Genomic DNA, 26,475 nt, shown 5'->3' with positions numbered 1-26,475 from the left:
GTTCGGTGCTGGCCGAGGATGCCATCAAGGCCGCCATCAACGACTTCAAGAGCAAACAGGGTGGTGCTGCGGAAGAAAAGCAGTCCGCCTGAGGCGAGATGACTATGTCCATTACGCTCAGCAACAAGGCCGCCGATCGTGTCAGGAGCTTCCTCGAGAAGCGGGGCAAGGGTGTCGGTCTGCGTCTCGGTGTGAAGACCACCGGGTGCTCCGGCATGGCCTATGTCATCGAGTTCGCCGACGAGGTGGGCGAGGGTGACACCGTGTTCGAGGACAATGGCGTGAAGGTGATCATCGACGCGAAGAGCCTCGTCTATCTCGACGGCACGGAGCTCGACTACACCAAGGAAGGGTTGAACGAGGGCTTCAAGTTCAACAACCCCAACGAGAAGGACCGTTGCGGCTGTGGTGAGAGCTTCAACGTCTGATCGACGTGAACAGGCGACGCCATTGGCAATGAACATCGACTTCTCGCAGAACCACTTCGCGCTCTTCGGCCTGCCGGTGGGCTTCGAGGTGGATACCGCGGTGATCGCCGAGCGCTTTCGCGCCCTGCAGGCCCAGCTGCATCCGGACCGCTTCGCCACGGCGGACGACCAGCAGCGGCGCCTCTCGGTGCAGGGTGCCTCCTGGGTGAACGAGGCCTACCAGACGCTGAAGGACCCGATGCGTCGCGCCCGCTATCTGCTCGAGCTCGAGGGCGTGAGCTTCAACGACGAGACCGAGACCTCGTCCGACCCCGAGTTCCTGATGGAGCAGATGGAGCTGCGCGAGGCCCTGGGCGAGGTGCGCGAGGCGGCGGACCCGATGGCGGCGCTGGATACGGTCGGTGACCGCATCCAGGCGCTGGATCGCGCGCTGACCGCCGAGTTCAAACGCACCCATGCCGCAGGCGACCTGGCGGCGGCGAAAGAGGCCGTGCTGAAGATGAAATTTTTCCGGCGCTTGCGCGAAGAGGTGGAGCGCCTCGAGGCCGAGCTCGAAGACGAGCTGACCTGACACCACGACCCGACAGGATACTATGGCACTCTTGCAGATCTCCGAACCGGGTATGTCCACCGCGCCGCACGAGCATCGTCTCGCGGCGGGCATCGACCTGGGCACCACCAACTCGCTGGTGGCGACCGTGCGCAGCGGCGTGGCGGAAACGCTGGCCGACGCCGACGGCCGGCACATCCTGCCCTCCGTCGTGCGCTACCGGGCCGCTGACGAGCCCGTGGTGGGTCATGCGGCCCGCGAGGCGGCCGCCGTCGATCCGCTGAATACCATCGCCTCGGTCAAGCGCCTGATGGGGCGCGGCCAGGCCGATCTCCGGACCGTGGCCGGTCACGTCCCCTACGAATTCGCCGCGACCGACTCCGCCGTCCCGCGACTGAAGACCGCCGGTGGCGAGGTGACGCCCATCGAGGTCTCCGCCGAGATCCTCAAGGCCCTGCGTGCGCGTGCCGAGGCCTCCCTGGGTGACGAGCTCGCCGGCGTGGTCATCACGGTGCCGGCCTATTTCGACGACGCCCAGCGCCAGGCCACCAAGGATGCCGCGAAGCTCGCCGGCCTCAACGTGTTCCGTCTGCTCAACGAGCCCACCGCCGCCGCGGTCGCCTACGGGTTGGACCAGGGCGGGGAGGGCGTGATCGCCGTCTACGACCTGGGCGGTGGCACCTTCGACATCTCCATCCTGCGCCTGAACAAGGGCGTGTTCGAGGTGCTGGCCACCGGCGGCGACAGCGCCCTGGGCGGCGACGACTTCGACCAGGCCGTGGCCGAGTGGATCCTGGAGCAGTCCGGCATCGGCGAGGTGGACGACCACCGCCAGATGCGCCGCCTGATGCGCGCGGCCTGCGAGGCCAAGGAGGCGCTCACCGATGCCGCGCGTACCACCGTGCGCGTTGAACGCGTGGACGGCAGCCACTGGGAAGGTGAATTGACCCGCGAGACCTTCGATGCCCTGGTCGCGCCGCTGGTGAAGAAGACCCTGTCCGCCTGCCGCCGCGCCCTGCGGGATGCGGGGGTGAGCAAGGACGAGATCGACAACGTGGTGATGGTCGGCGGTTCCACCCGCGTGCCGACCGTGCGCGAGCAGGTGGGTGCCTTCTTCGGCCGCGAGCCGCTGGTGGACATCGATCCGGACAAGGTGGTAGCCATCGGCGCCGCCCTGCAGGCGGACATCCTCGCCGGCAACAAGCCCGAGGAGGAGATGCTGCTGCTGGACGTGATCCCGCTGTCGCTGGGGCTGGAGACCATGGGCGGCCTGGTGGAGAAGATCATCCCGCGCAACACCACCATCCCGGTGGCCCGCGCGCAGGACTTCACCACCTTCAAGGACGGCCAGACGGCGATGTCCGTCCACGTGGTGCAGGGCGAGCGCGAGACCGTGGAACATTGCCGCTCGCTGGCGCGTTTCGCCCTGCGAGGCTTTCCCGCCATGGTGGCGGGCGCGGCCCGCATCCGCGTCACCTTCCAGGTGGATGCCGACGGTCTGCTGAGCGTGACCGCGGAGGAGACCACCAGCCAGGTGCGCGCCTCGGTGGAGGTCAAGCCCTCCTACGGGCTCACCGACAACGAGATCGAGACCATGCTCACCGATTCCTTCTCGCACGCGAAGGAAGACATGGAGGCCCGCCGCCTGCGCGAGCAGCAGGTGGAGGCCGATCGCGTGATCGAGGCGCTGGACGCCGCGCTGGCCGCCGACGGCGAGCGCCTGCTCGACGAGGCGGAGCGCGCGGCCATCCTCGCGGCCCGCGAGGCGCTGGTGGTGACCCGTGCGGGCGAGGACAGCGACGCCATCAAGGCCGCCATCGGCCGGGTGGAGAAGGCCAGCGAGGCCTTCGTCGCGCGCCGCATGAACCAGAGCATCCAGCAGGCCATGGCCGGACACAAGCTGGAAGAATTCGAGTAACCCTCAAAGGATACGGATAGGACTATGCCGCAGATCATCTTTTTGCCGCACGAGGAAATCTGTCCCGACGGCGCGGTCATCGAGGCCGAGGCCGGCACCAGCATCTGCGATGCGGCGCTGAAGAACGGGATCGAGATCGAGCACGCCTGCGAGAAATCCTGTGCCTGCACCACCTGTCACGTCTATGTGCGCGAGGGCGCGGAATCGCTCAACGAGGCCACCGACGACGAGGACGATCTGCTGGACAAGGCCTGGGGCCTGGACCCGGACTCGCGCCTGAGTTGCCAGGCCATCGTCGCGGACGCCGACCTCGTGGTCGAGATCCCGAAGTACACCATCAACATGGTTTCCGAGAAGCACTGACAGGAGCGCCGCGATGAGTCTCAAGTGGACGGATACCCTGGAAATCGCCATCCAGCTCGACGAGGCCCACCCGGAGGTGGACCCCACCCACGTGAACTTCGTGGACCTGCGCAACTGGGTGATGGCGCTGGAGGAGTTCGACGACGACCCGAACCACTCGGGCGAGCGCATCCTCGAGGCCATCCAGATGGCCTGGATCGAGGAGCGCGAGTAGCGTCCCCGGGGCGGAAAGACCTTTATTGTCTGTGGATAAGTGGCGCAGTACACTATAACCACATGAATTCTTGGACGAACCCGCGTTCTACGGCGCGGGTTCGTGTTATTTGGAAATCCTGAAACCTGGAGTTTTACCCATGGCCGTTGAACGCACCATTTCCATCATCAAGCCCGATGCCGTTGGCAAGAACGTGATCGGCAAGATCTACACCCGCTTCGAGGACGCCGGCCTCAAGATCGTCGCCGCCAAGATGAAGCACCTGAGCAAGGCCGACGCCGAGGGCTTCTACGCCGTGCACAAGGAACGTCCGTTCTTCAACGACCTGGTCTCCTTCATGACCTCCGGCCCGGTGATGATCCAGGTGCTGGAAGGCGAGGATGCCGTGGCGAAGAACCGCGAGATCATGGGCGCCACCAACCCCAAGGATGCCGCCCCCGGCACCATCCGCGCCGACTTCGCCGAGACCATCGACGAGAACGCCGTGCACGGTTCCGACAGCCTGGAAAACGCCAAGATCGAGATCGCCTACTTCTTCGGCGACGACGAGATCTGCCCGCGCACCCGTTAAGGCCCGGCCGTAGACACACGTCAGACGGGGTGTGGAACCAGTGTCCGCATCCCGCGTCTGAAGGACACGATGACCGCCATGACCACCGTACAGAAAGTGAACCTGCTGGGCCTCGATCGCGAGGCGATGGAGGCGTTTTTCGTCGAGCTGGGCGAAAAACCCTTCCGCGCACGCCAGATGCTGCAGTGGATTCACCAGAACGGGGTGCACGACTTCGAGGCCATGACCAACATCAGCAAGGCCCTGCGCCAGCGCCTGATGGACATCGCCGAGATCCGCGCCCCCGAAGTGGTCATGGACCAGCATTCCGAGGACGGCACCCACAAGTGGCTGCTGCGCCTGGACGACGGGCAGTGCATCGAGACCGTGTTCATTCCCGAACGCGACCGCGGCACACTGTGTGTCTCCTCCCAGGTGGGCTGTGCGCTGGACTGCACCTTCTGCTCCACCGCCCGTCAGGGCTTCAACCGCAACCTGTCGGTGGCCGAGATCATCGGCCAGCTGTGGGTGGCGCGCCAGCAGCTGCAGCCGGAGATCGGCAAGAGCCGCATCGTCACCAACGTGGTGATGATGGGCATGGGCGAGCCCCTGCTCAATTTCGACAACGCCGTCTCGGCGATGAAGCTCATGCTCGACGACCTGGGCTACGGGCTCTCCAAGCGGCGCGTGACACTCTCCACCTCGGGCGTGGTGCCGGCCATGGATCGCCTGCGCGACGTGCTCGACGTGGCGCTGGCCGTCTCGCTGCATGCCCCCAACGACGAGCTGCGCAACGAACTGGTGCCGCTCAACCGCAAGTACCCGATCGCGGAGCTGATGGCCGCCTGCCGGCGTTATCTCGATGCGCAGAGCCATCGCATGCGCGTCACCATCGAATACGTCATGCTCGAGGGCGTCAACGACCAGCCCGAGCATGCCCGACAGCTGATCCGCCTGCTCAAGGACCTGCCGTCGAAGGTGAACCTGATTCCCTTCAATCCTTTTCCCGAGACCCGCTACAAGCGATCCAGTCCACAGGCCATCCAGCGCTTTCGTGATATGCTCCAGGCAGCGGGGCTCAATACGATCACCCGCAAGACCCGCGGCGACGACATCGACGCGGCCTGCGGCCAGCTGGCCGGCAAGGTCGCGGATCGCAGCCGCCGCGAACTGCATTTCGCGCGTATAGAACAGGGAGTATCCCGTTGATCCGACTGCTGATGCTGGTATCCGTCACGCTCCTGGCCCTGGCCGGCTGCGCCAGCACCGGTGGCTATGGCGAGGACGCCCGCCTCAAGGAGGCCGCCCGCTTCAACACCCAGCTCGGTATCACCTATCTGCAGAAGGGCAACCTCCAGCAGGCCGACGACAAGCTCGCCAAGGCGGTGGAGCAGGACCCGGATTCCGCCGAGGCGCACAACGCCTATGCGATTCTGCAGGAGCGCCTGGGCAACACGGACAAGGCCCGCAGCCATTATCGCCGGGCGACCCGTCTCGATCCGGACTATGCCGAGGCACGCAACAACTACGGGCGCTTCCTCTGCGGCCAGGGCGAGCTGGCGGCGGCCGAGCGCGAATTCATGGGCGCCGCGGAGAATCCGCTGTATCGCAACCCGGAAGTGGCCTATACCAACGCCGGGGTCTGCGCCCTGCAAAAGCCCGACCGGGAAAAGGCCGAGGACTACCTGCGCAAGGCCCTGGCGAAAAACCCCGAGTACCTGCCCGCGCTGTTCGAGATGGCGGGGCTTACCTTCGACAACAAGCACTATCTGCAGACCCGTGCCTACGTGCAGCGCTACGATGCGGCACGGGCCGAAATCCTGGAGGGCGCGACAGACGCCCGTGCTTACCACCCGCGGATCCTCTGGCTATGCGTGCAGGCGGAGCGGCAGCTCGGCAACCGCTCGGCGGCTACCAACTGCGCGCTCAAGCTGAAGAACTTCTTCCCGGAATCCAGAGAGACCGCTGAGCTTCTGGAGATGGAACGGCATGGACGAGTCAACTGAGATCCACCCGACACCGGAAACACATCACCAGGCCGGTCCCGGCCCCGGCCATGTCCTGCGCACGGCCCGCGAGGCGAAGGGGCTGAGCCAGGCAGAGGTCGCCACCGACCTGCACCTGCCGCACCGTGTCATCGATGCCCTGGAACGCGACGACTACACGGCCCTTCCCGAGACCACGACCTACCTGCGCGGCTACATCCGCTCCTATGCCAAGCACCTGGGCCTGGATGCGGCCCCGTTGCTCGAATCCGTCGAGCACCTGCTGGGGCCTGTCCCCGAGTGGACGCCGGCCACGCCGACGGCAGCCATCGAGCCCGGCTTTCGCGGCATGCACTGGGTGTCCGGCGGGGTCGCGACCCTGATGGTGCTGCTGCTGGCGGCCTGGTGGATGGGCGATAACGCCGAGCAGCCGGTGAGGGAGATCGTGGCAGAGGCGCCGGACGACAGCCTCCGGCTGGCCGACGAGGTGATCGACGCACGTCCGGTGACGGTCGCGCCGTCAGACCAGCCCGCAGTTGCGGCGCTGGACGAGACGCCGGCCGGGTCCGTGCAGGCCGCGGCGGCAGAGCCGGAGCCCGCCGGGCTGTCCCCGGTGCCCTCGGCCGCAGCACCCGAACCCGTTTCCGTGGCGAGCCTGCCCGAGGACGCCCTGCCGGTATCGGGTGAGCGCAACGACGGGCGGGATGCCGCCGGTGAGGATCGGCTGCACCTCGGCTTCAGCGAGGAATCCTGGGCGGAGGTCTATGACGCCAATGGCGAGCAGCTGCTCTACGGCCTATTCACCGCCGGGGCGGAGCGCAACCTGCGCGGAACGGCGCCGTTTCGCATCATGCTGGGTTATGCCCCCGGCGTGGAAGTCAGCATCAATGGCGAGTACTATGACCACCTGACACGCGTCCGGCGCAACAACACCGCGAGATTCGATCTCGCGCGCCCGTCGGACGATTTGGAATAGCTCAACCCCCCTCAAGTCCTAGCCGGTAATGTCAAAAACGATACAGTCCATCCGCGGGATGCACGACATCCTGCCGGAACAGACCCCTGCCTGGCAGTATCTCGAATCCACCGTACGCGACCTGCTGGCCGGCTATGGCTATCAGGAGATCCGTATGCCCGTCGTCGAGATGACCGAGCTCTTCGCCCGGTCCATCGGCGAGGTGACCGACATCGTCGAGAAGGAGATGTACACCTTCGAGGACCGCAACGGCGACAGCCTGACCCTGCGTCCAGAGGGGACGGCGAGCTGCGTGCGTGCCGGCATCCAGCACGGCCTGCTGCACAACCAGCAGCAGCGTCTGTGGTACATGGGGCCGATGTTCCGCCACGAACGTCCGCAGAAGGGGCGTTACCGGCAGTTCCACCAGATCGGCGTGGAGACCTTCGGCATCGAGGGGCCTGACATCGACGCGGAGCTCATCATCCTCACCGCGCGCTTGTGGCGTCGGCTGGGCATCGACGACGTGCGCCTGGAGATCAATTCGCTGGGCAGCCTCGAGGCGCGTGTCGCCTACCGCGAGCGGCTGGTCGCGTACCTGCGCGGGCACGAGGCCGTGCTGGACGAGGACTCGCGCCGCCGTCTCGAGACCAACCCGCTGCGCGTGCTGGACAGCAAGAATCCCGCGATGAAGGCGGTGATCGCCGGCGCGCCGCAGCTCCTGGATCACCTGGATGCCGAGTCGCTGGCCCATTTCGAGGGCCTCAAGGCGCGGCTGGATGCGGCCGGCATCGCGTACCGGGTCAATCCCTGCCTGGTGCGCGGACTGGACTACTACAGTCGCACGGTGTTCGAATGGATCACCGAATCGCTGGGCGCCCAGGGCACGATCTGTGCCGGTGGGCGCTACGATGGCCTGGTCGAGCAGCTCGGCGGGCGGGCGACCACCGCAGCCGGCTTCGCCATGGGGCTGGAGCGGCTGCTGGCCCTGCTCGAGGAGCAGGGGCGGCTGCCGAAGGCGCCGGGACCGCATGTGTATCTCGTGACCTTCGGCGAGCGGGCCGAACACGAGGGTCTGCTGCTCGCCGAACGTCTGCGCACGGCCCTGCCGGGGCTGCGACTGGTGCAGAACTGCGGTGGCGGCAGTTTCAAGGCGCAGATGAAGCGTGCCGACCGCTCAAACGCCGAACTGGCCCTGATCCTCGGCGAGGACGAGGTGGCGGCCGGCGAGATCGGCGTCAAGTTCCTGCGTGAGGAGGGTGACCAGCGCCGTTTCTCGCAGGACCAGCTGGAGGCATTCCTGAAGGCCCAGTGCTTTGCGCCACAAGGCGCCTGAACCGGGCACGTTATTCTTTTTGAGGAGTTACAGGTGGCGGATTACAACAACGACGACGAGCAGCTCGAGGCGCTCAAACAGTGGTGGAAGGAAAACGGTGCGGCCGTGGTCGCCGGCATCGTGCTGGGTGCCGCTGCGCTGTTTGGCTGGCGCTTCTGGCAGGACTACCAGGTCGAGCAGGCCCAGGCGGCCTCGGCCCTGTATGCCGAGATGCGCGTGCAGGGAGGGGATGTCGACACCCTGATGGCCGGGGCCGAGATGCTCCGCTCCGATTACGCCCGCACACCCTATGCCGCACTGGCGGCACTGGAAGCGGCCGCCGGTCTGGTCGAGGCGGGTCGTCTGGAGGATGCCGAGGCCCAGCTGCGCTGGGCGCTGGAATCGGCGCGCCTGCCGGAGGTCGCCGAGCTGGCCCGCCTGCGTCTGGCGAGCGTTATCATGGCCCAGGGCCGTGCCAGCGAGGTGCTGGAACTGCTCGAGGCCGAACTGCCCGAGTCCTACGCGGGCCTGGTGGACGAGCTGCGCGGTGACGCCTACCGTGCCCAGGGCGACCTGGACGCCGCGCGCCGCGCCTACGATCGCGCCCTGTCGAGTGCGGGCAGCCGGTCGGAATACCTGCAGCTCAAGCGTGACGATCTCGGTCGCGCCGATGCCGCAGAGGCTGCCGCCTCGTGATGCGTATCGCCCTGTTGCTGTCGGCCGCGCTTCTGCTCGGGGGTTGCGGCATGTTCGAGGTGGACAACACCGAACCGCCGGCCGAACTCACCGATATCGAGACCCGGCTCAACGTCGAGCGTCAGTGGAGCCGCAACGTGACCGCCGGCAGCGGCGACGACTACATCGCCCTGCGACCGGCCCTGCACGACGGCGTGTTGTACGTGGCTGATGCGAAGGGCGGCGTGGCCGCCCACGAGGCCGAGAGCGGCCGGGAGCGCTGGTCGGTCAGCCTCGGGACGCCGCTCACTGGTGGCGTCAGTGTCGGCGATGACGTGGTGGTGGTCGGCAGTGGCCGTGGCGAGGTGATCGGCCTGCGCCGCAGCTCGGGCCAGGAGCTCTGGCGCGAGCGCGTCAGCAGCGAGGTGCTCGCGCTGTCGGCCATCGATCTCGATATCGTGGTCGCGCGGACCAACGACGGCCGACTGCACGCGCTCTCGGCCGGCAGCGGCGAGACCCTCTGGCAGGCCGGCCGCACCACGCCGGCCCTGTCCCTGCGCGGCGCCGGGCGCCCGCTGATGGCCTATGGTGCGGTCATCGCCGGCTTCGACAACGGCAAGCTCGCGGCCTTCTCGCTGGAGCGGGGCAGCACCCTGTGGGAGACCACCATCGCCGCACCCAGCGGCCAATCCGAGCTCGACCGCATGGTGGACCTCGACGGCGACCTGGTGCTGGTCGGCGAGACCCTGTACGCGGCCAGCTACCAGGGACGCGTGGCGGCCCTGAACCTGCGCGACGGACGGGTCCTCTGGAGCCGCGACCTCAGCTCCTACGCGGGTCTGGCCGCCGACGCGCGTCATGTCTATGTCAGTGACGAGGTGGGTGCGGTCTGGGCGCTGGAGCGCGAGAGCGGGGCACCCATGTGGCGGCAGGAAAAACTGCGCCTGCGTGCTGTCACGGCCCCGGCCAGCTTCGGCGACACCGTGGTGGTGGGCGATTACGAAGGCTATCTGCACTTCCTGCGTCAGACCGACGGGGAGTTCGTCGCACGCCTGCGCGTGGACGGCAGCGGCCTGCGTGTGCCGCCGCTGGTGGCGGAGGGCGTGCTCTATGCCTATGGTCTGGGCGGGCAATTGAGCGCCCTGACGACGGGTGGGCGTTCGGAATAACAACACAATAGAATGCGTACCACGCGCCAGCGGGGACGCGATCCTACAGGGCTGTTAGGGGGAACACCGATGTCCAAGACCGGACGGATTGCCGTTTATTTCCTGCTGGGCCTCCTGGGGCTGGCGCTCATCGCCATGCTGGCCCTGCCATTCTGGTTCGGCATGCAGGCCCAGGCGCGTTTCGAGGCCACCGTGGCCGAACTCAACCGCCAGAGCGCGCCCATGATGCGGGTGGAGACCAGCCGCTATGATCGCGGCTGGCTCACCAGCCGGGCCGAGACCCTGGTGCAGCATGCCCAGCTGCCGGTGCGGCTGCGTATCACGCACGAGCTGCGCCACGGTCCGGTCCACCTGCCGGGGCTGCTGAACGACGATCCCGCCCTGCTGCTGGCCATGATCGACAGCCGCCTGGGCATGGGGGAGGCCGCGGGCGGTCAGTCCATGACCCTGGCCAGTGGCCGTACCCGCGTCGCCCTCAACGGCGACGCCGCCTCGCAGTGGGGCCTCGAAGAGATGCTGACGGCCATGCTCGGCAGCAACCGGCCGGTGTGGCTGCGCGCCGATTACCGGGCGGCCGACCGGCAGGTCACGGTACAGGCCCAGCTGCCCGAGGCCAGCATGCAGGACCCGCAGGGCAATGGCCTGCGCCTGGACGACCTGCGCCTGCGCCTGGATGCCGAGCCGGCCCGCAACGGCGACTTCATGGTCGGCAGCTACGGCATCAGCCTCAAGTACCTGCGTGCCGGCGGCATGGCCGACATGACGGTGGTCGAGGACCTGCGCCTGCGGGCGCGCGCCGGCGAGCGCGGCGACCGCCTGGATACCGAGATGGCCGTCTCCTTCGAGAAGGCGGAATCGGTGGCCGGCACTGCCGGTCCGGGGCGCCTGATCCTGCAGCTCAACAACCTCCATGCCCCCTCGGTGGCCGCCCTGGCGAAGGCCCAGGAAGACCTGCTGAGCGACCTCGATCCGCTGGCCGATCCGCAGGCCCAGGCGGCCCTGCTCATGGGCCCGATGATGGAGATCCTGCCGGCCATGCTGTCCCAGGCCGAGCTGCGCATCCCCACGTTGTACCTGGCCACGGCGGACGGCGCGATGAAGGGCAAGGCCCGCGTGGGTCTGCCGGTCATCGACCCCGAGTACGCGGCCGTACCCATGGCGCTGCTCGCCGAGCTCGAGCTCGAGGCCGATCTCGCCATCGACGAGCCCATGATGCGCAAGGCCCTGGAGGGTGCCCTGCGCACCCGGCTGGCCGGTGCGCGCCAGGGCGAGCTCGCCGAGGGCGGTTCCTTGCTGCGCGAGGAGATCGACGAGGATGCCGCCATGCAGACCGAGGCGCAGCTCGGGGTGCTTGCCTCGCAGGGGTATCTGTCGCTGGCCGACGGGGTGTACCGCACGCGTCTCACCCTGGAGCAGGGCAGCCTGTTGATGAACGGCCGCCCGCTCAATCCGATGGCGCTGATGCAGGGCGGGGCCATGCCCGGCCAGTGAACCGGACCGCAGCCTGCAGGTCATAAAAAGGCCCCGGTGACGCCCACCGGGGCTTTTTTGTATCTTTAAGGACCGTTTTCGACTATGGTTCGCGCCTTTAGTCCCTGATCGTCTCAGTAGAATCCGCATCATGAATCCCGTCATCGCCCTGGTCGGCCGCCCCAACGTGGGCAAATCGACCCTCTTCAACCGACTCACCAAGAGCCGCGACGCGCTGGTGGCCGATTTCCCGGGGCTCACCCGCGACCGCAAGTACGGCATCGGCCGCGTCGGCGGACGTCCCTTCGTGGTGGTGGACACCGGGGGCCTGAGCGGTGAGTCCGAGGGCATCGACGAGTACATGGCCGTGCAGACCCGCCAGGCCATCGCCGAGGCCGACGTGCTGCTGTTCCTGGTGGACGGGCGTGCCGGCGTGACCGCGGCCGACCAGGCCATCGTCCGCGAGCTGCGCGTCACCGGCAAGCCGCTGTACCTGGTGGTGAACAAGACCGACGGCATCGATGCCGAGGCCGCATCCATGGACTTCTACAGCCTGGGCATGGGCGAGCCGATCGCCATTGCCGCGGCACATGGGCGGGGCATCAACGCCCTGGTCGACCGGGTGATGGAGCCCTTCCCGGAGGCCCCCGGGGCCAGTCCGGAGGAAGAGGAGGCGAAGGGCATCCGCATCGCCTTCGTCGGCCGTCCCAACGTCGGCAAGTCCACGCTCATCAACCGCATCATGGGCGAGGAGCGGGTGGTGGCCTTCGACCAGCCGGGCACCACGCGCGACAGCGTCGAGATCCCCTTCGAGCGCGATGGCCAGGCCTATACCCTGATCGACACCGCCGGCGTGCGGCGTCGTGCACGGGTTAGCGAGGCCATCGAGAAGTTCAGCGTGATCAAGACACTGCAGGCCATCGAGGCCTGTCACGTCAGCATCTTGGTGCTGGATGCGCGCGAGGGCATCACCGAGCAGGACGCGACCCTGGTCGGCCACGTGATGGAGGCTGGCAAGGCCATCGTGGTGGCGATCAACAAGTGGGACGGGCTCACGCCCGAGCAGCGCGACAAGGTGCGCCACGAGATCGAGATCAAGCTGCCGTTCCTCGACTTCGCCGAGCGCTTCTTCGTCTCGGCCCTGCACGGCACCGGGGTGGGCGAGCTCTACGCGGCGGTGCAGCGGGCCTACGACTCGTCCATGCTGGACGTCTCCACCTCGAAGCTCACCGACCTGCTGGAGCAGGCCGTGATCCAGCACCAGCCGCCGCTGGTGCACGGGCGACGCATCAAGCTGCGTTACGCCCACCAGGGCGGGCACAACCCGCCCATCGTCGTCATCCATGGCAACCAGACAGAGCGGGTGCCGGGCGCCTACAAGCGTTACCTGGTGAACTTCTTCCGCACGCGCCTCAAGCTCGTGGGCACGCCCATCCGCATCGAATTCAAGACCGGCGAGAACCCCTATGCCGGGCGCCGCAACACGCTCACCCCGCGCCAGCAGTACAAGCGCGACCGCATGATGCGTCACATCAAGCGCAGCAAGAAGAAGTAGTCCGGATCGTCGCGCCTAGGGCGCGGCGGTGGTCTCGGGCAGGAACAGCTCGGGGTTCACAGCGTTGCGGTTGAGGTACACGCTCCAGTGCAGGTGCGGGCCGGTGACGCGCCCGGTGGCACCCACCGTGCCGATCACCTCGCCGCGCGCCACGCGCTGGCCCGGCGCCACGTCGATGCGTGCCAGGTGTGCATACAGGGTGATGACGCCCTGGCCGTGATCCAGATACAGCACGTTCCCCGAGAAGAAGAAATCCCCGCTGTGCATCACCACGCCGTCGGCCGGCGCGCGGATGGGCGTGCCTTCGGCCGCCGGGATGTCCATGCCGCGGTGCGGGTTGCGCGGCTGGCCGTTGATGATGCGCCGCTTGCCGTAGGTGTTGGCGTAGGGGCCTTCCACCGGCTGCAGGAAATCCAGGGCGGGCAGGGCGTCGCTGCGGGTGCGCAGCAGGTCGCGCACCACGGCCTGCTCGCGCCAGTGACGTTCGAGGTCGGCCTGGCTGAGGTCCACCTTGCTCCGGTCCTTGATGGTGAGGTGCTGGGTGGCGTATTCCTTCGCGCTTACCTCGAAGGGGATGGTGCTGCGGTTGTCGGCCCAGGCGATGGTGAGTTCGTGGGTGCCGACGGCGGCATCCAGCGGCAACCCGACCACGGCCACGTGCCCCCCGTCTCCCGGCAGCACCAGGACGGGACGCTCGCCATACCAGGCGGTGGGGGCGGCATCTGCCGGTGCCCGGAACTCGACGACGGCCACGCCACCGGGTACGGGGGCATGCCGCGGCAGGCCCTCGGCGAACAGTGACGGGGCGAACAAAAGGCCGATCAGGAGGGACAGGATACGCATGGGGGCATGCTACCATGCGGGTCATGAACGGCAAGCCGCGTATCGCCCGCCGCATGGCGGATATCCAGCCCTTTCACGTCATGGACATCCTGGCGCGCGCCCGTGCCCTGGAGGCGGAGGGGCGCGACATCGTGCACATGGAGATCGGCGAGCCGGACTTTCCCACCCCCGCACCCATCATCGAGGCCGGCCAGCGCGCCCTGGCCGAGGGCCGCACCCACTACACGCCGGCCGCCGGCCTGCCCGAGTTGCGCGAGGCCATCGCGGGCTTCTATGCCTCGCGTTACGGTGTGAACGTCTCGCCGTCGCGCATCATCGTCACGCCCGGTGCCTCCGGCGCCCTGCAGCTGGTGCTGGCCGTGCTGGTGAACCCGGGCGCGCAGGTGCTGATGGCCGATCCGGGCTATCCCTGCAACCGCCACTTCGTGCGCCTGGTGGAGGGCGAGGCGGGGTACATCCCGGTGGATGCCGATACCCAGTACCAGCTCACGGCACAGGCCCTGCGCAAGCACTGGACGGGGCGCACCACCGCTGCACTGATCGCCTCGCCGGCCAATCCCACCGGCACGCTGGTACCGGCCCGCGAGCTGCGCGCCATGGCGGAACTCGTGGCGGCGCAGGGCGGCCAGCTGATCGTCGACGAGATCTATCACGGCCTGGTCTACGAGACGGAGTCCCCCACGGCGCTGTCGGTCTCCGACCGGGTATTCGTCATCAACAGCTTCTCCAAGTACTTCGGCATGACCGGCTGGCGTCTGGGCTGGGTGGTGGTGCCCGAGGGCTACGAGCGCGAGTTCGACAAGCTGGCGCAGAACCTCTTTCTCGCCGCCTCCACCCCGGCGCAGTATGCCGCGCTCGCGGCCTTCGCCCCCGCGACCATCGAGATCCTGGAGCAGCGCCGGCAGGCCTTCCGCGAGCGGCGCGACTTCCTGTTGCCCAAGCTGCGGCGACTGGGCTTCGAGATCCCGGTGACGCCGCAGGGCGCGTTCTACCTGTATGCCAACAGCCGGGCGCTGGATCACGACAGCTTCGCACTCTGCAACCGCATGCTGCAGGAGGCCGGTGTGGCGGCGACGCCCGGGCTGGATTTCGGCCGTCACCGCGCCGCCGAGCATGTGCGCTTCGCCTACACCACCAACCTGGACCGGCTGCGCGAGGGCGTCGAACGGCTGGAGGACTTCCTGTACCGGGGCTAGAGGGGATGATGCGTCACGGGGGCAGTTCACGCAGTGTCGTCGCGGGGTTGTTGCTCCTGGGCCTGTTGTGCCTGGCGCTGCCTGCGATCCTGCAGGCGGATGACCTCTGGCAGCGGCTGGAGCCCGGGCTGGAATTCGGCCGTTTCGAGATGCCGCATCCGCTGGACGAGCGAACGGGCATCGCCCATGTCCTGCGCATCGATCCCGCGCACTTCCGTTTCCGCCTGCTGGCGGCCTCGGCCACCGAGGCGCGCCGGCCCTACACGGCGCGGGGCTGGGCCCAGCAGGCCGGCCTGGTCGCGGCCATCAACGCCAGCATGTTCCAGGCCGACTTCCTCTCCAGTGTCTCCCTCATGCGCGCCCCCGGCCACGTGAACAATCCGCGGCTCTCCAGTGACAAGACGGTACTGGCCTTCGATCCACGCGTGCCCGGCCTGCCGCCGGTACGGCTCATCGATCGCGAGTGCGACGACTTCGAGGCCCTGCGCGAGCAATACGCCACGCTGGTGCAGAGCATCCGCATGGTGTCCTGCACGGGGCGCAACGTGTGGGCGGAGAACGAACGGCGCTGGAGCACGGCGCTGATCGCAACCGATGCGCAGGGGCGCGTGCTGTTCGTGCACGTGCGCGCCCCCTACAGCATGTACGTGCTCATCGAGGAATTGCGGGCCCTGCCGCTGGGGATCGAGCGGGCCATGTACACCGAGGGTGGGGTGCAGGCGCAGCTCTACGTGGAGAGCGGCGACTTCGTGCAGGAGTTCGTCGGCAGCCTGGGCAGCGGCTACGCCGTCGGCGAGGGCGGGCCCTCGCTGTGGCCGGTGCCGAACGTGATCGGGATCGAGCGCCGCTAGCCCTTCGCCAGCCGCGCCTGCGTGGCCTGCAGCCGGTCCACCCACATCGCGGTGGCGCCCGCCACGCCCACCGGCATGGCCAGGAAGTTGAGCACCGGGATCATGGTCATGAGCAGCACGCTGCCGCCAAAGCCGAAGGCCAGGCCGCGCTCCTGTGAAAGCAGGCGACGCTCGTCCGGGAACAGCATGCCGTGATTGCCCATGGGGTAGTCGGCGTACTCGATGGCGAGCATCCAGGCGCCGAAGGCCGCCCAGGCAAACGGCGCCAGCAGGTTGAGCCCCGGGATCAGGAACAGGATCAGCAGCGGGATCAGCCACACGATCAGATACGCGGTCTTGCGCAGTTCGCTGACGATGGCGTCCTTCACCGTCTTCATCAGGGCCCCGAGATTGAACTCCCCGTCCAGCGGCTGGCCGGTGAGTTTCTGCTCCAGCTTTTCGGCGAGCAGGGCGTTGAAGGGGGCGGAGATGAGGTTGGCCACCACGGTGAAGGTATAGAACACCGCGATCGACAGGGTGAGGGCGAACAGCGGCCAGAGGATCCAGCGCGCCCAGTCCAGCCAGTCGGGCAGCATCCGGTCCATGAAGGCCTCGAACTCACCGGCCAGATACCAGATGCCCAGGCCGAACAGCAGGATGTTGATCGCGAGCGGGATCGCCACGAAGCGGCGGATGCCCGGCAGGGTGATGAGACCGAAGCCGCGACGGGCAAAGCCCATGCCGGCGATGAGATCCTTGAGCATTCAGTCCTCCTCTGGGTTGGCAAGGCTGCCGCGGCGCGCGAGCAGGGCGGCGCCGTAGGCGGCCTCGGTGTGCACGGGGCGAGCCATCTCGCAGGCCAGCAGCCCCGCGCGGATGCGGATGAACACGGGATTGGCGGCCCCGCCCCCCACGCTGAAGACGCGGCCGGGCCAGGGGGCACCCAGGGCCTCGAGCCGGCGATAGCCGCGTTCTTCGATGCGGGCAATGCCCTCGAGCAGCCCCTGCAGGAAGCGGTGGTCCTCGGCGGGGCGCGGCTCCAGGCGCGGGGCGAGCGTGGGGTCGCTCACGGGGAAGCGCTCGCCGGGGCGCACCAGCGGATAGTAGTCGAGCCCGGTGGGCTGGCCGGGGTCCATCAGCGGCGTGAGTTCGTCCAGCCGCTGGCGGGTGAAGTAGTGCTCCAGCACCGCGCCACCGCTGTTGGAGGCGCCGCCGGCCAGCCAGCGGTCCCACAGGCGGTGACTGTAGACCCCGGTATCGCGATCGAACACCGGGGTGTCGGACAGCACCTTCAGCGCCAGGGTGCTGCCGAGCGAACTCGCCGCATCGCCGATGCGATCCGCGCCGGTGGCGAGAAAGGCGGCGATGCTGTCGGTGGTCCCGGTGACGACGCGGGCCTGGGCCGGCAGGCCGAGGCGGTGGGCCACCACCGGGTCGAGCGGGCCGATGGGCGTGCCGGGCGGCAGGACCTCGGGCAGCAGGCGGGTATCCAGCCCGGTCGCGGCCAGCCAGTCCGGCCAGCGCCGGGCCATGGGATCGTAGCCGAGCTTGAGGGCGTTGTTCTCGTCCGAGATGCCGAGGCGTCCCGCCAGGCGGTTGGCCAGCCAGTCGGCCTGGTGCAGGGCGTGGCCGTCGGGCGGACAGGGCCGTTGTGCGCACAGCCAGAGCAGCTTGGCCAGGGAGCTGGTGGGGCCGTGGGCGCCGCTGGCGGCGGGGACGAGCGGGGCGATGCGCGCGGCCTCCGCCTGCGCCCGGCCGTCGTTGTACATCAGGGCGGGGGCCTGGGGGCAGCCGGCGGCGTCGGTGACCAGGACCGTGCCGGAGGTGCCGTCGATGGCGATGGCCGCGATCCGTCCCCGCTGGGCGGCCGGCAGCTCGCTCAGCAGGGCGCTGAGCGCCTCCCACCAGAGGCCGGCGGGCTGCTCCACGCCGGCCCCGTTGCTGTCGGGGGGCGGCAGCGGCTGGCTGGCCTGCAGAGCCACGCGGCCGTCGGCGGTGATGCCGATGAGCCGGCAACCCGAGGTGCCGAAGTCGATGCCGACGTAGAGAGGGCTCGTGTCCGTCATGCCCACATCGCGGCTGGTAGTTCGGGATGGCCGCGCAAGGTGGCCGCTCAGGGCAGCTGGACGGGCTGGGGCGGCTGCCAGTTCGGGTCGCGGTGCTCGGCCACCACCGTGGTGTACACGCCGCCGCGCACGTTGAACTCGGCGGTCAGGCGCATGAAGCGGGGCGCAGTGGCCGCCACCAGGTCGTCCAGGATGCGGTTGGTCACGGCCTCGTGGAAGGCGCCCTCGTCGCGGAAGGACCAGACGTAGAGCTTCAGCGACTTGAGTTCCACACAGCGCTGATCCGGCACGTAGTCGAGGTGCAGGATGGCGAAATCCGGCTGGCCGGTCTTCGGGCACAGGCAGGTGAATTCGGGGACGCGGATTCGGATGGTATAATCCCGCTCCGGCTGTGGGTTGTCGAAGGTCTCCAGCGTCTTGCTCGGCTGCGTGGACATACGGACTCCAGAAGAATAGGGCTGACAAATCAGCGGCTTAACGAAAGGCCGCCATTATACCACCGGCCGGGGCCGGCAGGTCGGGGAATTCCGGGCGACGCACGAGGTTGACGCGGGCCCGGCTTTGGGGCGATAAGCCCCACAGGATGACAGGCGTTGGCCCGGACGGTTCCGGTCCGGCATCCCCGGCAGGGGCCTGAACACGCACAGAACCATCGCGATCACAATAATCATCGGGTAATTCGCTGCATGCGCCTCAAGAAGATCAAGCTCGCGGGCTTCAAGTCCTTTGTCGATCCCACCACCATCGAGCTCACCAGCAACCTCGTCGGCATCGTCGGCCCCAACGGTTGCGGCAAGTCGAACACCATCGACGCGGTGCGCTGGGTGATGGGCGAGACCTCGGCCAAGCACCTGCGCGGCGATTCCATGGACGACGTCATCTTCAGCGGCTCGTCCTCGCGCAAGCCGGTGGGGCAGGCCTTCATCGAGCTGGTCTTCGACAACAGCGACGGCACGCTCGGCGGCGAATACGCGCAGTACAGCGAGATCGCCGTCAAGCGCCAGGTCTCGCGCGACGGCCAGTCGCAGTACTTCCTCAACGGTGCGCGCTGCCGCCGTCGCGACATCACCGACATCTTCCTCGGCACCGGCCTCGGCCCGCGCAGCTACGCCATCATCGAGCAGGGCATGATCTCGCGCTTCATCGAGGCCAAGCCCGAGGAGCTGCGCGTCTACATCGAGGAGGCCGCCGGCATCTCCAGGTACAAGGAGCGCCGCCGCGAGACCGAGAACCGCATCCGCCATACCCGCGAAAACCTCGACCGGCTCAACGACCTGCGCGAGGAGATCGAGAAACAGCTCAACCACCTGCATCGCCAGGCCCGCACCGCCGAGCGCTTCAAGGAGCTCAAGGGCGAGGAACGCCGTGCGAAGGCCGAGCTGCTGGCCCTGCGCCAGCAGTCGCTCACCGGCGACGTCGAGGCCCGCGAACGCGAACTGCGCGAGCAGGAGACCCGCCTGGAACAGATCGTGGCCGAGATCCGCAACCTCGAGGCCTCGCTGGAGAAGGACCGCGAGCTGCACGTGGAGGCCAACGAGGCCTTCAACGAGGTGCAGGGCCGCTACTACAAGATCGGCGGCGACATCTCGCGCGTGGAGCAGTCCATCCAGCACAACCGCGAGATGCGCTTCCGCCAGGAACGCGAACTCGGCCAGGCCGAGCAGGCGCTGGCGCAGGCGCGCGAACACATCGCCCAGGACGAGGGCAAGCTGGAGGAGTTCGCCGGCCAGATCGCCACGCTCGAACCCGAACACCAGCAGGCCGAGGGCGGACAGGAACAGGCCGCCGCCCAGCTGGCCGAGGCCGAGCAGGCCATGCAGCAGTGGCAGGGCGAGTGGGAGGACCTCGGCCGGCGCAGCGCCGAGCCCAGCGAGATCGCCCAGGTCGAGCGCACGCGCATGGAACACCTGGACCGCCAGATCACGCAGTACCGCCAGCGCCTGGAGAAGCTCGAACAGGAACTCGGCACACTCTCCGACACGGGGGTGCGCGGCGAGATCGAGGGCCTGGAACGGCAGGCCGAGGAGGCCCGTGCCGCCGCCGACGAACAGCAGGCCCAGCTCGACGAGGCCATCGAGGGCATCAACGTCCGTCGCGAGCAGAACCGCGAACTCAGCCGCGAGCTCGACGAGCTGCGCGGGCAGCTGCAGGGCGCGCGCGGCCGCCTGGCCTCGCTGGAGGCCCTGCAGCAGGCGGCACTGGGCGAGAAGACCGAGTCCGTCACCCAGTGGCTGACCGAGCAGCGCCTGGCCGACGCCCCGCGCCTGGCCGAGGAGCTGCAGGCCGAGCCGGGCTGGGAACGCGCCGTCGAGACCGTGCTCGGCGACTACCTCGAGGCCGTGTGCGTCGATGACATCGACACCGTCACCGGTGTGCTGGGGAGCCTGGAGAGCGGTTCGCTGCTGCTGTTCGACACCCGTCAGGCAGGCGCGGATTCCGCCGCCACGGGCGACCTGCTGGCCACCCGGGTCCGGGCCCCCTGGTCGCTGACCGGCCTGCTGGCGGGCGTGCATGCCGTGGATACCCTCAACGAGGCCCTCGCCCTGCGCCCCCGCCTGGGGGCCGGCGAGTCGGTCATCACCCGCGACGGCATCTGGCTGGGGGCCAGCTGGCTGCGTGTCTCGCGCGACGCCGACGCCCATGCCGGCGTGCTCGCCCGCGAGCAGGAGATCCGCGGCCTGCAGCAGCAGCTGGAGGAGCTCACCGCCCGCATCGAGGCGCTGGAAGAGGCGCTGGCGGCCGGCCGCGACGGCCTGCGCGAGGTCGAGGCCCGGCGCGAGGCCCTGCAGGTGGAGGTCAACCGCCTGCACCGCGCCCATGCCGACCTCAACGCCCAGCTCACCAGCCGCCGAGGCCGCCTGGAACAGATCGAGGGCCGCCGCGGCAAGGTGACCGAGGAGGCCGAGGAGCTGCGCGCGCAGATCCAGCAGGCGCAGGAGGAACTGCAGCAGGCCACCGCCCGGCGCAACGAGGCGGTGGAGCGCATGGAGCAGCTCTCGCACGAACGCGAAGGGCTGGACGGGCGCCGCGAGCAGCTGCGCGCCACGCTCGACGAGGCCCGCCGTCAGGCCCAGGAACACCGCCAGCGCGCCCACGAGATCGCGCTGAAGATGGAATCCCTGCGCACCGCCCAGCAGGGCACGCGCCAAAACCTTGAGCGCATGCACGAGCAGCTCGGCCAGCTGGAGGGGCGCTGCGAGGAGCTGCGCGAGGCCATGCAGGAGGGCGGCTCGCCGGTGGCGGAACTGGAGCAGGAGCTCGAGGCGCTGCTGGGGCGTCGCATGCAGGTGGAAAAGGAACTCAACGAGGCGCGGGCGAAGGTGCAGTCGGTGGAGGCCGACATGCGCGAGCGCGACCAGCAGCGCATGGCCGCCGAGCGCCGCGCCGACGACACCCGCAGCGGCCTGGAGCGCCTGCGCATGGCCTGGCAGGAGCTCAAGGTGCGCCAGCAGACGGTGGTCGAGCAGCTGGCCGAGACCGAGTTCCAGCTCGAGACCCTGCTCGCCGAGATGCCCGAGGGGGCGAGCATCGGCGACTGGCAGGCGCGGGTGCAGGACCTGGAACAGAAGATCCAGCGCCTGGGGCCGATCAACCTCGCCGCCATCGACGAGTACAAGGAACAGAGCCAGCGCAAGGAATACCTCGATGCGCAGCACGCCGACCTGATCGAGGCGCTGGAGACGCTGGAGAGCGCCATCGCCAAGATCGACCGCGAGACGCGCCAGCGCTTCCGCGACACCTTCGAGCTGGTCAACTCGCGCCTGCAGGAGATGTTCCCCAAGCTCTTCGGCGGCGGCCACGCCCACCTGGAGATGACGGGCGACGACCTGCTCACCACCGGCGTGTCGATCATGGCGCGCCCGCCGGGCAAGCGCATCTCCAACATCCACCTCATGTCGGGCGGCGAGAAGGCGCTCACCGCGGTGGCGATGGTCTTCGCCATCTTCGAGCTGAACCCCGCGCCGTTCTGCATGCTCGACGAGGTGGACGCGCCCCTGGACGAGGCCAACGTCGGCCGCTTCTGCGACCTGGTGCGCGAGATGTCCGAGCGGGTGCAGTTCATCTTCATCACCCACAACAAGACCACCATGGAACTGGCCGAGCGCCTGGTCGGCGTGACCATGCGCGAACCCGGCGTCTCCCGCCTGGTCGCGGTGGACGTCGAGGAAGCGGCGCAGATGGCCACGGCCTGATCCCTCATGGATACCCTGCGCTGGATCATCCTCGGCGCCGGCGTCCTGCTGGCCATCGTCGTCTACCTGGTGAGCCGTCATCAGCGCCCGCGGCATCGCGAGCTGCCGGTGGCGGACGACTACGAGGACGACGTCTCCGACGTGCGTCTCATCGTGCGCGCCGAGCAGGAAGAGACGCTGGACAGCGATCTCAGCCAGGAACTCGCCGCGCTCACCGACCAGGTGCGCGAGGAGGCGGCCGAACGCCCGCAGCCCGAACCCGCCCCCGTCGAGTCGACGCCGCCGGCAGCGACGGACACCGGCGCGGCCCGGCCCTCGAAGCCGTCACCGCTCGCCGCCGCGGTGCCGAAACTCGGTCGCGGCAAGGCGAAGGCGGAGAAGCCGGCCCGACTCGTGCCCGAGCCCGAACTCATCATCGTGCTCCACGTGGCCGCGAAAGGGCAGGGCCGGGTGAGCGGCCAGGCCCTGCGCGACGCGCTGGAGGTCGCGGGCCTGGAGTTCGGCGAGATGGACATCTACCACTGTTACTCGCAGGTCGGCGGCGAGCGCCGCCAGCTCTTCAGTGCGGCCAACATGATCAAGCCCGGCACCCTGCGCGCGCAGGACCTCGATGGCCTGCAGACCCCGGGGCTCAGCCTCTTCATGCGCCTGCCCGGACCACTGCGCCCGCTCGAGGCGCTGGACGAGATGCTCGCGGTGGCCGGCCGGCTGGCCGCCGAGATCGACGGCCAGCTGCTGGCCGAGAACCGCATCCCGCTCACCCGTCAGCTCAGCGAACACATGCGCGACCGGGTGCGCGCCTTCAGCCTGGAAATGGAGCGTGCGCGTCACTGACGCCGCGCGCGATCCCCGAGGAACAAACCCCCATGCCCGCGCCTGATTCCATCGTCCGTCGCATCGAGGCCCTGCGTCGCGAGATCCGCGAACACAACTACCGCTACTACGTGCTCGACGACCCCTCCGTACCGGATGCTGAGTACGACCGCCTGATGCGCGAGCTGGAGACCCTGGAGGCCGCGCACCCCGAGCTCGTCACCCCGGACTCGCCCACCCAGCGCGTCGGCGCCGAACCGGCCGACCGGTTTGGCGAGGTGCGCCACGTGATTCCCATGCTCTCGCTGGCCAATGCCTTCAGCGAGGACGACCTCAACGCCTTCTACAAGCGTATCCGCGATCGCCTGGGCACGGACGACGACATCGAGTTCGCCGCCGAGCCCAAGCTCGACGGCCTGGCCGTGAGCCTGCTGTACGAGGACGGGAAGCTGGTGCGCGGGGCCACGCGCGGCGACGGCGTGACCGGCGAGGACATCACGCAGAACATCCGCACCATCAAGACCATCCCGCTCGCGCTGCACGGCGAGGACTGGCCGCGGGTGCTGGAGGTGCGCGGCGAGGTGTACATGCCGCGCAAGGGCTTCGAGGCGCTCAACGCCCGCGCCCGCGAGCGCGGCGAGAAGACCTTCGTCAACCCGCGCAACGCCGCCGCCGGCAGCCTGCGCCAGCTCGACCCGCGCATCACCGCCGAGCGGCCGCTGGCGATGTTCTGCTACGGCGTCGGCAAGGTCGAGGGCGCCGCGCTGCCGGACCGCCAGAGCGCCATCCTCGAGCGCCTGCAGGACTGGGGCCTGCGCGTCTGCCCCGAGCGCGACGTGGTCACGGGGCCGGCGGGCTGCCTCGACTACTACCGGCGCATCGGCGCGCAGCGCGACCGGCTGCCCTACGAGATCGACGGGGTGGTGTACAAGGTCAACCGCATCGACCTGCAGGAAGACCTCGGCTTCGTCTCGCGCGCCCCGCGCTGGGCCATCGCCCACAAGTTCCCTGCGCAGGAGGAGATCACCCTCCTGCGCGACGTCGAGTTCCAGGTCGGCCGTACCGGCGCCCTCACGCCGGTGGCGCGCCTGGAGCCCGTCTTCGTCGGCGGCGTGACCGTGAGCAACGCCACGCTGCACAACATGGACGAGATCGAGCGCAAGGACGTGCACATCGGCGATACCGTCATCGTGCGGCGCGCCGGCGACGTGATCCCGGAGGTCGTCGGCGTGGTCGCCGAGCGCCGGCCGAAGGACGCGCGTCCGGTGCGGCTGCCGGCGCTATGCCCGGTCTGCGGTTCCGAGGTGGTGCGCGCCGAGGGCGAGGCCGTGGCCCGCTGCTCGGGCGGGCTCTATTGCGCGGCGCAGCGCAAGGAGGCGATCAAGCACTACGCCTCGCGGCGCGCCATGGACATCGAGGGCCTGGGCGACAAGCTCGTCGACCAGCTCGTCGAGGCAGGGCTGGTCGATCACGTGGATGATCTCTACCGTCTCACGCCGGCGCAGGTCGCCTCACTCGAGCGCATGGGCGAGAAGTCGGCACAGAACCTGATCGAGGCCATCGACCGCTCACGCCAGACCACGCTGGAGCGCTTCATCTTCGCCTTGGGCATCCGCGAGGTCGGGGAGGCCACCGCCCGCGCCCTGGCGCTGCACTTCGGCGACCTCGCGCCGCTCATGCAGGCCGACGAGGAGGCCCTGCAGCAGGTGCCGGACGTCGGCCCCATCGTCGCCCGCCACGTGGTGAGCTTCTTCCACCAGCCGCACAACCGCGAGGTGATCGACCGGCTGCTGGCCGCCGGCATCGAGTGGGAGGCCATCGAGGTGACACCGGCCGGCGAGCAGCCCCTGGCCGGTCGTACCTACGTGCTCACCGGCACGCTCGAGTCCATGACCCGCGACGAGGCGAAGGCGCGCCTCATGGCCCTGGGGGCGAAGGTCTCGGGCAGCGTGTCGAAGAAGACCACGGCCGTCATCGCCGGCGCCGAGGCCGGTTCGAAGCTGGCCAAGGCCGAGTCCCTGGGGGTGGAGATCCTGAGCGAGGAGGATCTGAAGGCACTGCTGGGCGACTGAGCCGGAGACGGGTGGATACGAAAAAGGGGCGTCGATGACGCCCCTTTTTCGTGTCGGTGAGGATGACGCTTACTGTGCGTCCGGACTCTCCGGCGCGGGCTTGTCCAGGCGCGTCTCGATCAGTGCCGACTCGCGCAGTTCGTTCAGGTACTCGTCGATGAAGTCGCGCTGCAGTTCGTTGCGCAGCTGTTCTTCCACCTCGGCGAGTTCCGGCTTCTGCGTATCACGCACGTCTTCGAGCAGGATGACGTGCCAGCCGAACTGGGTGTGCACCGGCTCGCGGGTATGGTCGCCCTTGTCCAGGGACTCCACCGCGGCGGAGAACTCGGGCACCATCATGTCGGCGGTGAACCAGCCGAGGTCGCCGCCGTTGGGACCGGAAGGGCCGGTGGAGTTTTCTTTCGCGAGCTTGACGAAGTCGGCACCGTCACCGAGCCTGGCGATGAGGGCGCGGGCGGCATCCTCGGTCTCCACCAGGATGTGGCGGGCGTGGTATTCCTGCGAGGGGATGCTGGCCAGCAGTTCCTGGTAGGCGGCGTCGAGCCTGGCCTGGTCCACTTCCATGCTCTCGAGCTTTCCGCGCAGCAGGGTGTTGATCAGCACGTTGGCACGCTGGCGTTCGAGCTGGGCCACGACCTCGGGCTGTTCGTGCACGCCCTCGCGTTCGGCGGCCTGTTCCAGCAGCTCCATGTTCACGAGCTCTTCCAGCACCACGTCCGGGTTGAGCGGCATGCCGGGCTGCATGCGCTGCTTCATGTTCATGTACTCGTCGAAGGTGGTCCGGTCGATGGGCTGACCGTTGACGAGGGCCACGGCGTTGGTGCTGTCCTTGCCGGTCGTGGCGCGGTCCTGATCATTACAGGCCGCAAGGCCCAGGGCGGCGATCAGGACGAGGGGGGCTGCATGACGCATGTGCATGGATGATTTCCTTGAGTCCTTGGTGGTGGGTGTGGCGTGAAGCCCGATAGATTGGCAGATGCCGAGGCAGTCTGCCGGGACCGGTTTCACAGCATGCTTACGGCAATACCTTCTTGAAGGGCTTTACCGTGACCTGGCGATAGACGCCGGCCTCGATGTAGGGGTCGGCATCGGCCCAGTTCTGCGCCTCGCGCAGCGAGTCGAACTCGGCGATGATGACGCTGCCGGTGAAACCGGCCTCGCCCGGGTCGCTGCTGTCGACGGCCGGGTTGGGGCCGGCCACCAGCAGGCGGCCCTCGGCCTTGAGCGCCTCGAGGCGTTCGAGGTGGGCGGGGCGCACGGAGAGCCGTTTTTCCAGGCTGTCCTCGACGTCCTCGCCGATGATGGCGTACAGCAT

General features: G+C 68.5%; 26 protein-coding genes. 20 read left to right on the top strand and 6 right to left on the bottom strand.

All coding sequences use genetic code 11. From position 1 onward, the window contains the following. The 15 genes from HUJ28_06865 to der all read left to right on the top strand — a co-directional run. The coding region (locus tag HUJ28_06865; GenBank protein MBD3619174.1) for a Fe-S cluster assembly scaffold IscU at nt 1–92 on the top strand (92 nt) is incomplete at its 5' end. A gap of 12 nt (nt 93–104) precedes the next feature. Further along, complete coding sequence (gene iscA / locus HUJ28_06860) at nt 105–428, top strand: iron-sulfur cluster assembly protein IscA (protein MBD3619173.1); 324 nt, start codon at nt 105–107, stop codon at nt 426–428. 28 nt (nt 429–456) lie between these two features. Then, entirely contained in the window at nt 457–999 is a 543-nt protein-coding gene (gene hscB / locus HUJ28_06855) for a Fe-S protein assembly co-chaperone HscB (GenBank protein MBD3619172.1), read from the top strand. Between the two features lie 22 nt (nt 1,000–1,021). After that, nucleotides 1,022–2,896: a Fe-S protein assembly chaperone HscA gene (hscA, locus tag HUJ28_06850; GenBank protein ID MBD3619171.1), complete on the top strand. Its 1,875-nt coding sequence runs from the start codon at nt 1,022–1,024 to the stop codon at nt 2,894–2,896. A 24-nt stretch (nt 2,897–2,920) separates the two neighbouring features. After that, on the top strand, nt 2,921–3,259 hold the full coding sequence (fdx, locus tag HUJ28_06845; protein MBD3619170.1) for an ISC system 2Fe-2S type ferredoxin: 339 nt from the start codon (nt 2,921–2,923) through the stop codon (nt 3,257–3,259). Between the two features lie 13 nt (nt 3,260–3,272). Further along, nucleotides 3,273–3,473: a Fe-S cluster assembly protein IscX gene (gene iscX, locus HUJ28_06840; protein ID MBD3619169.1), complete on the top strand. Its 201-nt coding sequence runs from the start codon at nt 3,273–3,275 to the stop codon at nt 3,471–3,473. A gap of 139 nt (nt 3,474–3,612) precedes the next feature. Next, nucleotides 3,613–4,044 carry a nucleoside-diphosphate kinase gene (gene ndk, locus HUJ28_06835; GenBank protein ID MBD3619168.1) on the top strand — a complete coding sequence of 144 codons (432 nt, stop codon included), beginning with the start codon at nt 3,613–3,615 and terminating at the stop codon, nt 4,042–4,044. A 78-nt stretch (nt 4,045–4,122) separates the two neighbouring features. Further along, a complete protein-coding gene (rlmN, locus tag HUJ28_06830) occupies nt 4,123–5,232 on the top strand; it encodes a 23S rRNA (adenine(2503)-C(2))-methyltransferase RlmN (GenBank protein MBD3619167.1) in 1,110 nt (369 codons plus the stop codon). An 11-nt stretch (nt 5,233–5,243) separates the two neighbouring features. Continuing rightward, nucleotides 5,244–6,029 carry a type IV pilus biogenesis/stability protein PilW gene (gene pilW, locus HUJ28_06825; protein MBD3619166.1) on the top strand — a complete coding sequence of 262 codons (786 nt, stop codon included), beginning with the start codon at nt 5,244–5,246 and terminating at the stop codon, nt 6,027–6,029. After that, complete coding sequence (locus tag HUJ28_06820; GenBank protein ID MBD3619165.1) at nt 6,013–6,984, top strand: helix-turn-helix domain-containing protein; 972 nt, start codon at nt 6,013–6,015, stop codon at nt 6,982–6,984. The genes pilW and HUJ28_06820 overlap by 17 nt, the downstream gene beginning before the upstream one ends. Nucleotides 6,985–7,012: 28 nt before the next feature. Then, complete coding sequence (hisS, locus tag HUJ28_06815; GenBank protein ID MBD3619164.1) at nt 7,013–8,299, top strand: histidine--tRNA ligase; 1,287 nt, start codon at nt 7,013–7,015, stop codon at nt 8,297–8,299. A 33-nt stretch (nt 8,300–8,332) separates the two neighbouring features. After that, on the top strand, nt 8,333–8,974 hold the full coding sequence (locus HUJ28_06810; GenBank protein MBD3619163.1) for a tetratricopeptide repeat protein: 642 nt from the start codon (nt 8,333–8,335) through the stop codon (nt 8,972–8,974). Further along, nucleotides 8,974–10,122 carry an outer membrane protein assembly factor BamB gene (bamB, locus tag HUJ28_06805; GenBank protein ID MBD3619162.1) on the top strand — a complete coding sequence of 383 codons (1,149 nt, stop codon included), beginning with the start codon at nt 8,974–8,976 and terminating at the stop codon, nt 10,120–10,122. The genes HUJ28_06810 and bamB overlap by 1 nt, the downstream gene beginning before the upstream one ends. A 69-nt stretch (nt 10,123–10,191) precedes the next feature. Continuing rightward, nucleotides 10,192–11,613: a DUF945 family protein gene (locus HUJ28_06800; protein ID MBD3619161.1), complete on the top strand. Its 1,422-nt coding sequence runs from the start codon at nt 10,192–10,194 to the stop codon at nt 11,611–11,613. A 130-nt stretch (nt 11,614–11,743) separates the two neighbouring features. Further along, complete coding sequence (gene der, locus HUJ28_06795; protein MBD3619160.1) at nt 11,744–13,147, top strand: ribosome biogenesis GTPase Der; 1,404 nt, start codon at nt 11,744–11,746, stop codon at nt 13,145–13,147. 15 nt (nt 13,148–13,162) lie between these two features. Here the strand turns inward: der and HUJ28_06790 are convergent, their stop codons facing one another. Beyond that, nucleotides 13,163–13,990 (bottom strand): peptidoglycan DD-metalloendopeptidase family protein, encoded by an 828-nt coding sequence (locus HUJ28_06790; protein MBD3619159.1) that lies wholly within the window; start codon nt 13,988–13,990, stop codon nt 13,163–13,165. Between the two features lie 23 nt (nt 13,991–14,013). On the opposite strand from HUJ28_06790, the gene HUJ28_06785 reads away from it, so the two are divergent. Then, nucleotides 14,014–15,186, top strand: coding sequence for a pyridoxal phosphate-dependent aminotransferase (locus tag HUJ28_06785; protein ID MBD3619158.1), 1,173 nt, complete (start codon nt 14,014–14,016; stop codon nt 15,184–15,186). Between the two features lie 5 nt (nt 15,187–15,191). Beyond that, nucleotides 15,192–16,037 carry a phosphodiester glycosidase family protein gene (locus HUJ28_06780; protein ID MBD3619157.1) on the top strand — a complete coding sequence of 282 codons (846 nt, stop codon included), beginning with the start codon at nt 15,192–15,194 and terminating at the stop codon, nt 16,035–16,037. Here the strand turns inward: HUJ28_06780 and cysZ are convergent. From cysZ to queF, 3 genes are read right to left on the bottom strand one after another with little or no spacing between them, the layout of a single operon-like run. Continuing rightward, entirely contained in the window at nt 16,034–16,780 is a 747-nt protein-coding gene (gene cysZ, locus HUJ28_06775) for a sulfate transporter CysZ (GenBank protein MBD3619156.1), read from the bottom strand. The genes HUJ28_06780 and cysZ overlap by 4 nt on opposite strands. Beyond that, nucleotides 16,781–18,082: an FGGY-family carbohydrate kinase gene (locus HUJ28_06770; GenBank protein ID MBD3619155.1), complete on the bottom strand. Its 1,302-nt coding sequence runs from the start codon at nt 18,080–18,082 to the stop codon at nt 16,781–16,783. 47 nt (nt 18,083–18,129) lie between these two features. Next, nucleotides 18,130–18,519: an NADPH-dependent 7-cyano-7-deazaguanine reductase QueF gene (queF, locus tag HUJ28_06765; GenBank protein ID MBD3619154.1), complete on the bottom strand. Its 390-nt coding sequence runs from the start codon at nt 18,517–18,519 to the stop codon at nt 18,130–18,132. Between the two features lie 249 nt (nt 18,520–18,768). Here queF and smc point away from each other — a divergent pair, with 249 nt between their 5' ends. The 3 genes from smc to ligA are packed head-to-tail and all read left to right on the top strand — an operon-like array spanning nt 18,769 to nt 25,160. Next, the gene (gene smc / locus HUJ28_06760; protein ID MBD3619153.1) at nt 18,769–22,275 is read left to right on the top strand and encodes a chromosome segregation protein SMC; all 3,507 of its coding nucleotides are present in this window, start codon (nt 18,769–18,771) and stop codon (nt 22,273–22,275) included. Nucleotides 22,276–22,281: 6 nt separating this feature from the next. Then, on the top strand, nt 22,282–23,109 hold the full coding sequence (zipA, locus tag HUJ28_06755) for a cell division protein ZipA (GenBank protein MBD3619152.1): 828 nt from the start codon (nt 22,282–22,284) through the stop codon (nt 23,107–23,109). A 32-nt stretch (nt 23,110–23,141) separates the two neighbouring features. After that, on the top strand, nt 23,142–25,160 hold the full coding sequence (gene ligA, locus HUJ28_06750; protein ID MBD3619151.1) for an NAD-dependent DNA ligase LigA: 2,019 nt from the start codon (nt 23,142–23,144) through the stop codon (nt 25,158–25,160). 69 nt (nt 25,161–25,229) lie between these two features. Here the strand turns inward: ligA and HUJ28_06745 are convergent, their stop codons facing one another. Next, nucleotides 25,230–26,078 (bottom strand): peptidylprolyl isomerase, encoded by an 849-nt coding sequence (locus HUJ28_06745; GenBank protein ID MBD3619150.1) that lies wholly within the window; start codon nt 26,076–26,078, stop codon nt 25,230–25,232. A 97-nt stretch (nt 26,079–26,175) separates the two neighbouring features. After that, entirely contained in the window at nt 26,176–26,475 is a 300-nt protein-coding gene (locus HUJ28_06740; protein ID MBD3619149.1) for a YciI family protein, read from the bottom strand.

It is taken from the genome of Chromatiales bacterium, assembly GCA_014762505.1.
Lineage (GTDB): Bacteria > Pseudomonadota > Gammaproteobacteria > SpSt-1174 > SpSt-1174 > SpSt-1174.
Note: the sequence above shows the minus strand (reverse complement) of the source record. Positions and strands in the feature narration are given on the sequence as shown.

Coding starts and splice junctions, on each gene's coding strand:
- iscA (MBD3619173.1), top strand. CDS start 105: ATGTCCATTACGCTCAGCAACAAGGCCGCCGATCGTGTCAGGAGCTTC.
- hscB (MBD3619172.1), top strand. CDS start 457: ATGAACATCGACTTCTCGCAGAACCACTTCGCGCTCTTCGGCCTGCCG.
- hscA (MBD3619171.1), top strand. CDS start 1,022: ATGGCACTCTTGCAGATCTCCGAACCGGGTATGTCCACCGCGCCGCAC.
- fdx (MBD3619170.1), top strand. CDS start 2,921: ATGCCGCAGATCATCTTTTTGCCGCACGAGGAAATCTGTCCCGACGGC.
- iscX (MBD3619169.1), top strand. CDS start 3,273: ATGAGTCTCAAGTGGACGGATACCCTGGAAATCGCCATCCAGCTCGAC.
- ndk (MBD3619168.1), top strand. CDS start 3,613: ATGGCCGTTGAACGCACCATTTCCATCATCAAGCCCGATGCCGTTGGC.
- rlmN (MBD3619167.1), top strand. CDS start 4,123: ATGACCACCGTACAGAAAGTGAACCTGCTGGGCCTCGATCGCGAGGCG.
- pilW (MBD3619166.1), top strand. CDS start 5,244: ATGCTGGTATCCGTCACGCTCCTGGCCCTGGCCGGCTGCGCCAGCACC.
- HUJ28_06820 (MBD3619165.1), top strand. CDS start 6,013: ATGGACGAGTCAACTGAGATCCACCCGACACCGGAAACACATCACCAG.
- hisS (MBD3619164.1), top strand. CDS start 7,013: ATGTCAAAAACGATACAGTCCATCCGCGGGATGCACGACATCCTGCCG.
- bamB (MBD3619162.1), top strand. CDS start 8,974: ATGCGTATCGCCCTGTTGCTGTCGGCCGCGCTTCTGCTCGGGGGTTGC.
- HUJ28_06800 (MBD3619161.1), top strand. CDS start 10,192: ATGTCCAAGACCGGACGGATTGCCGTTTATTTCCTGCTGGGCCTCCTG.
- der (MBD3619160.1), top strand. CDS start 11,744: ATGAATCCCGTCATCGCCCTGGTCGGCCGCCCCAACGTGGGCAAATCG.
- HUJ28_06790 (MBD3619159.1), bottom strand. CDS start 13,990: ATGCGTATCCTGTCCCTCCTGATCGGCCTTTTGTTCGCCCCGTCACTG.
- HUJ28_06785 (MBD3619158.1), top strand. CDS start 14,014: ATGAACGGCAAGCCGCGTATCGCCCGCCGCATGGCGGATATCCAGCCC.
- HUJ28_06780 (MBD3619157.1), top strand. CDS start 15,192: ATGATGCGTCACGGGGGCAGTTCACGCAGTGTCGTCGCGGGGTTGTTG.
- cysZ (MBD3619156.1), bottom strand. CDS start 16,780: ATGCTCAAGGATCTCATCGCCGGCATGGGCTTTGCCCGTCGCGGCTTC.
- HUJ28_06770 (MBD3619155.1), bottom strand. CDS start 18,082: ATGACGGACACGAGCCCTCTCTACGTCGGCATCGACTTCGGCACCTCG.
- queF (MBD3619154.1), bottom strand. CDS start 18,519: ATGTCCACGCAGCCGAGCAAGACGCTGGAGACCTTCGACAACCCACAG.
- smc (MBD3619153.1), top strand. CDS start 18,769: ATGCGCCTCAAGAAGATCAAGCTCGCGGGCTTCAAGTCCTTTGTCGAT.
- zipA (MBD3619152.1), top strand. CDS start 22,282: ATGGATACCCTGCGCTGGATCATCCTCGGCGCCGGCGTCCTGCTGGCC.
- ligA (MBD3619151.1), top strand. CDS start 23,142: ATGCCCGCGCCTGATTCCATCGTCCGTCGCATCGAGGCCCTGCGTCGC.
- HUJ28_06745 (MBD3619150.1), bottom strand. CDS start 26,078: ATGCACATGCGTCATGCAGCCCCCCTCGTCCTGATCGCCGCCCTGGGC.
- HUJ28_06740 (MBD3619149.1), bottom strand. CDS start 26,475: ATGCTGTACGCCATCATCGGCGAGGACGTCGAGGACAGCCTGGAAAAA.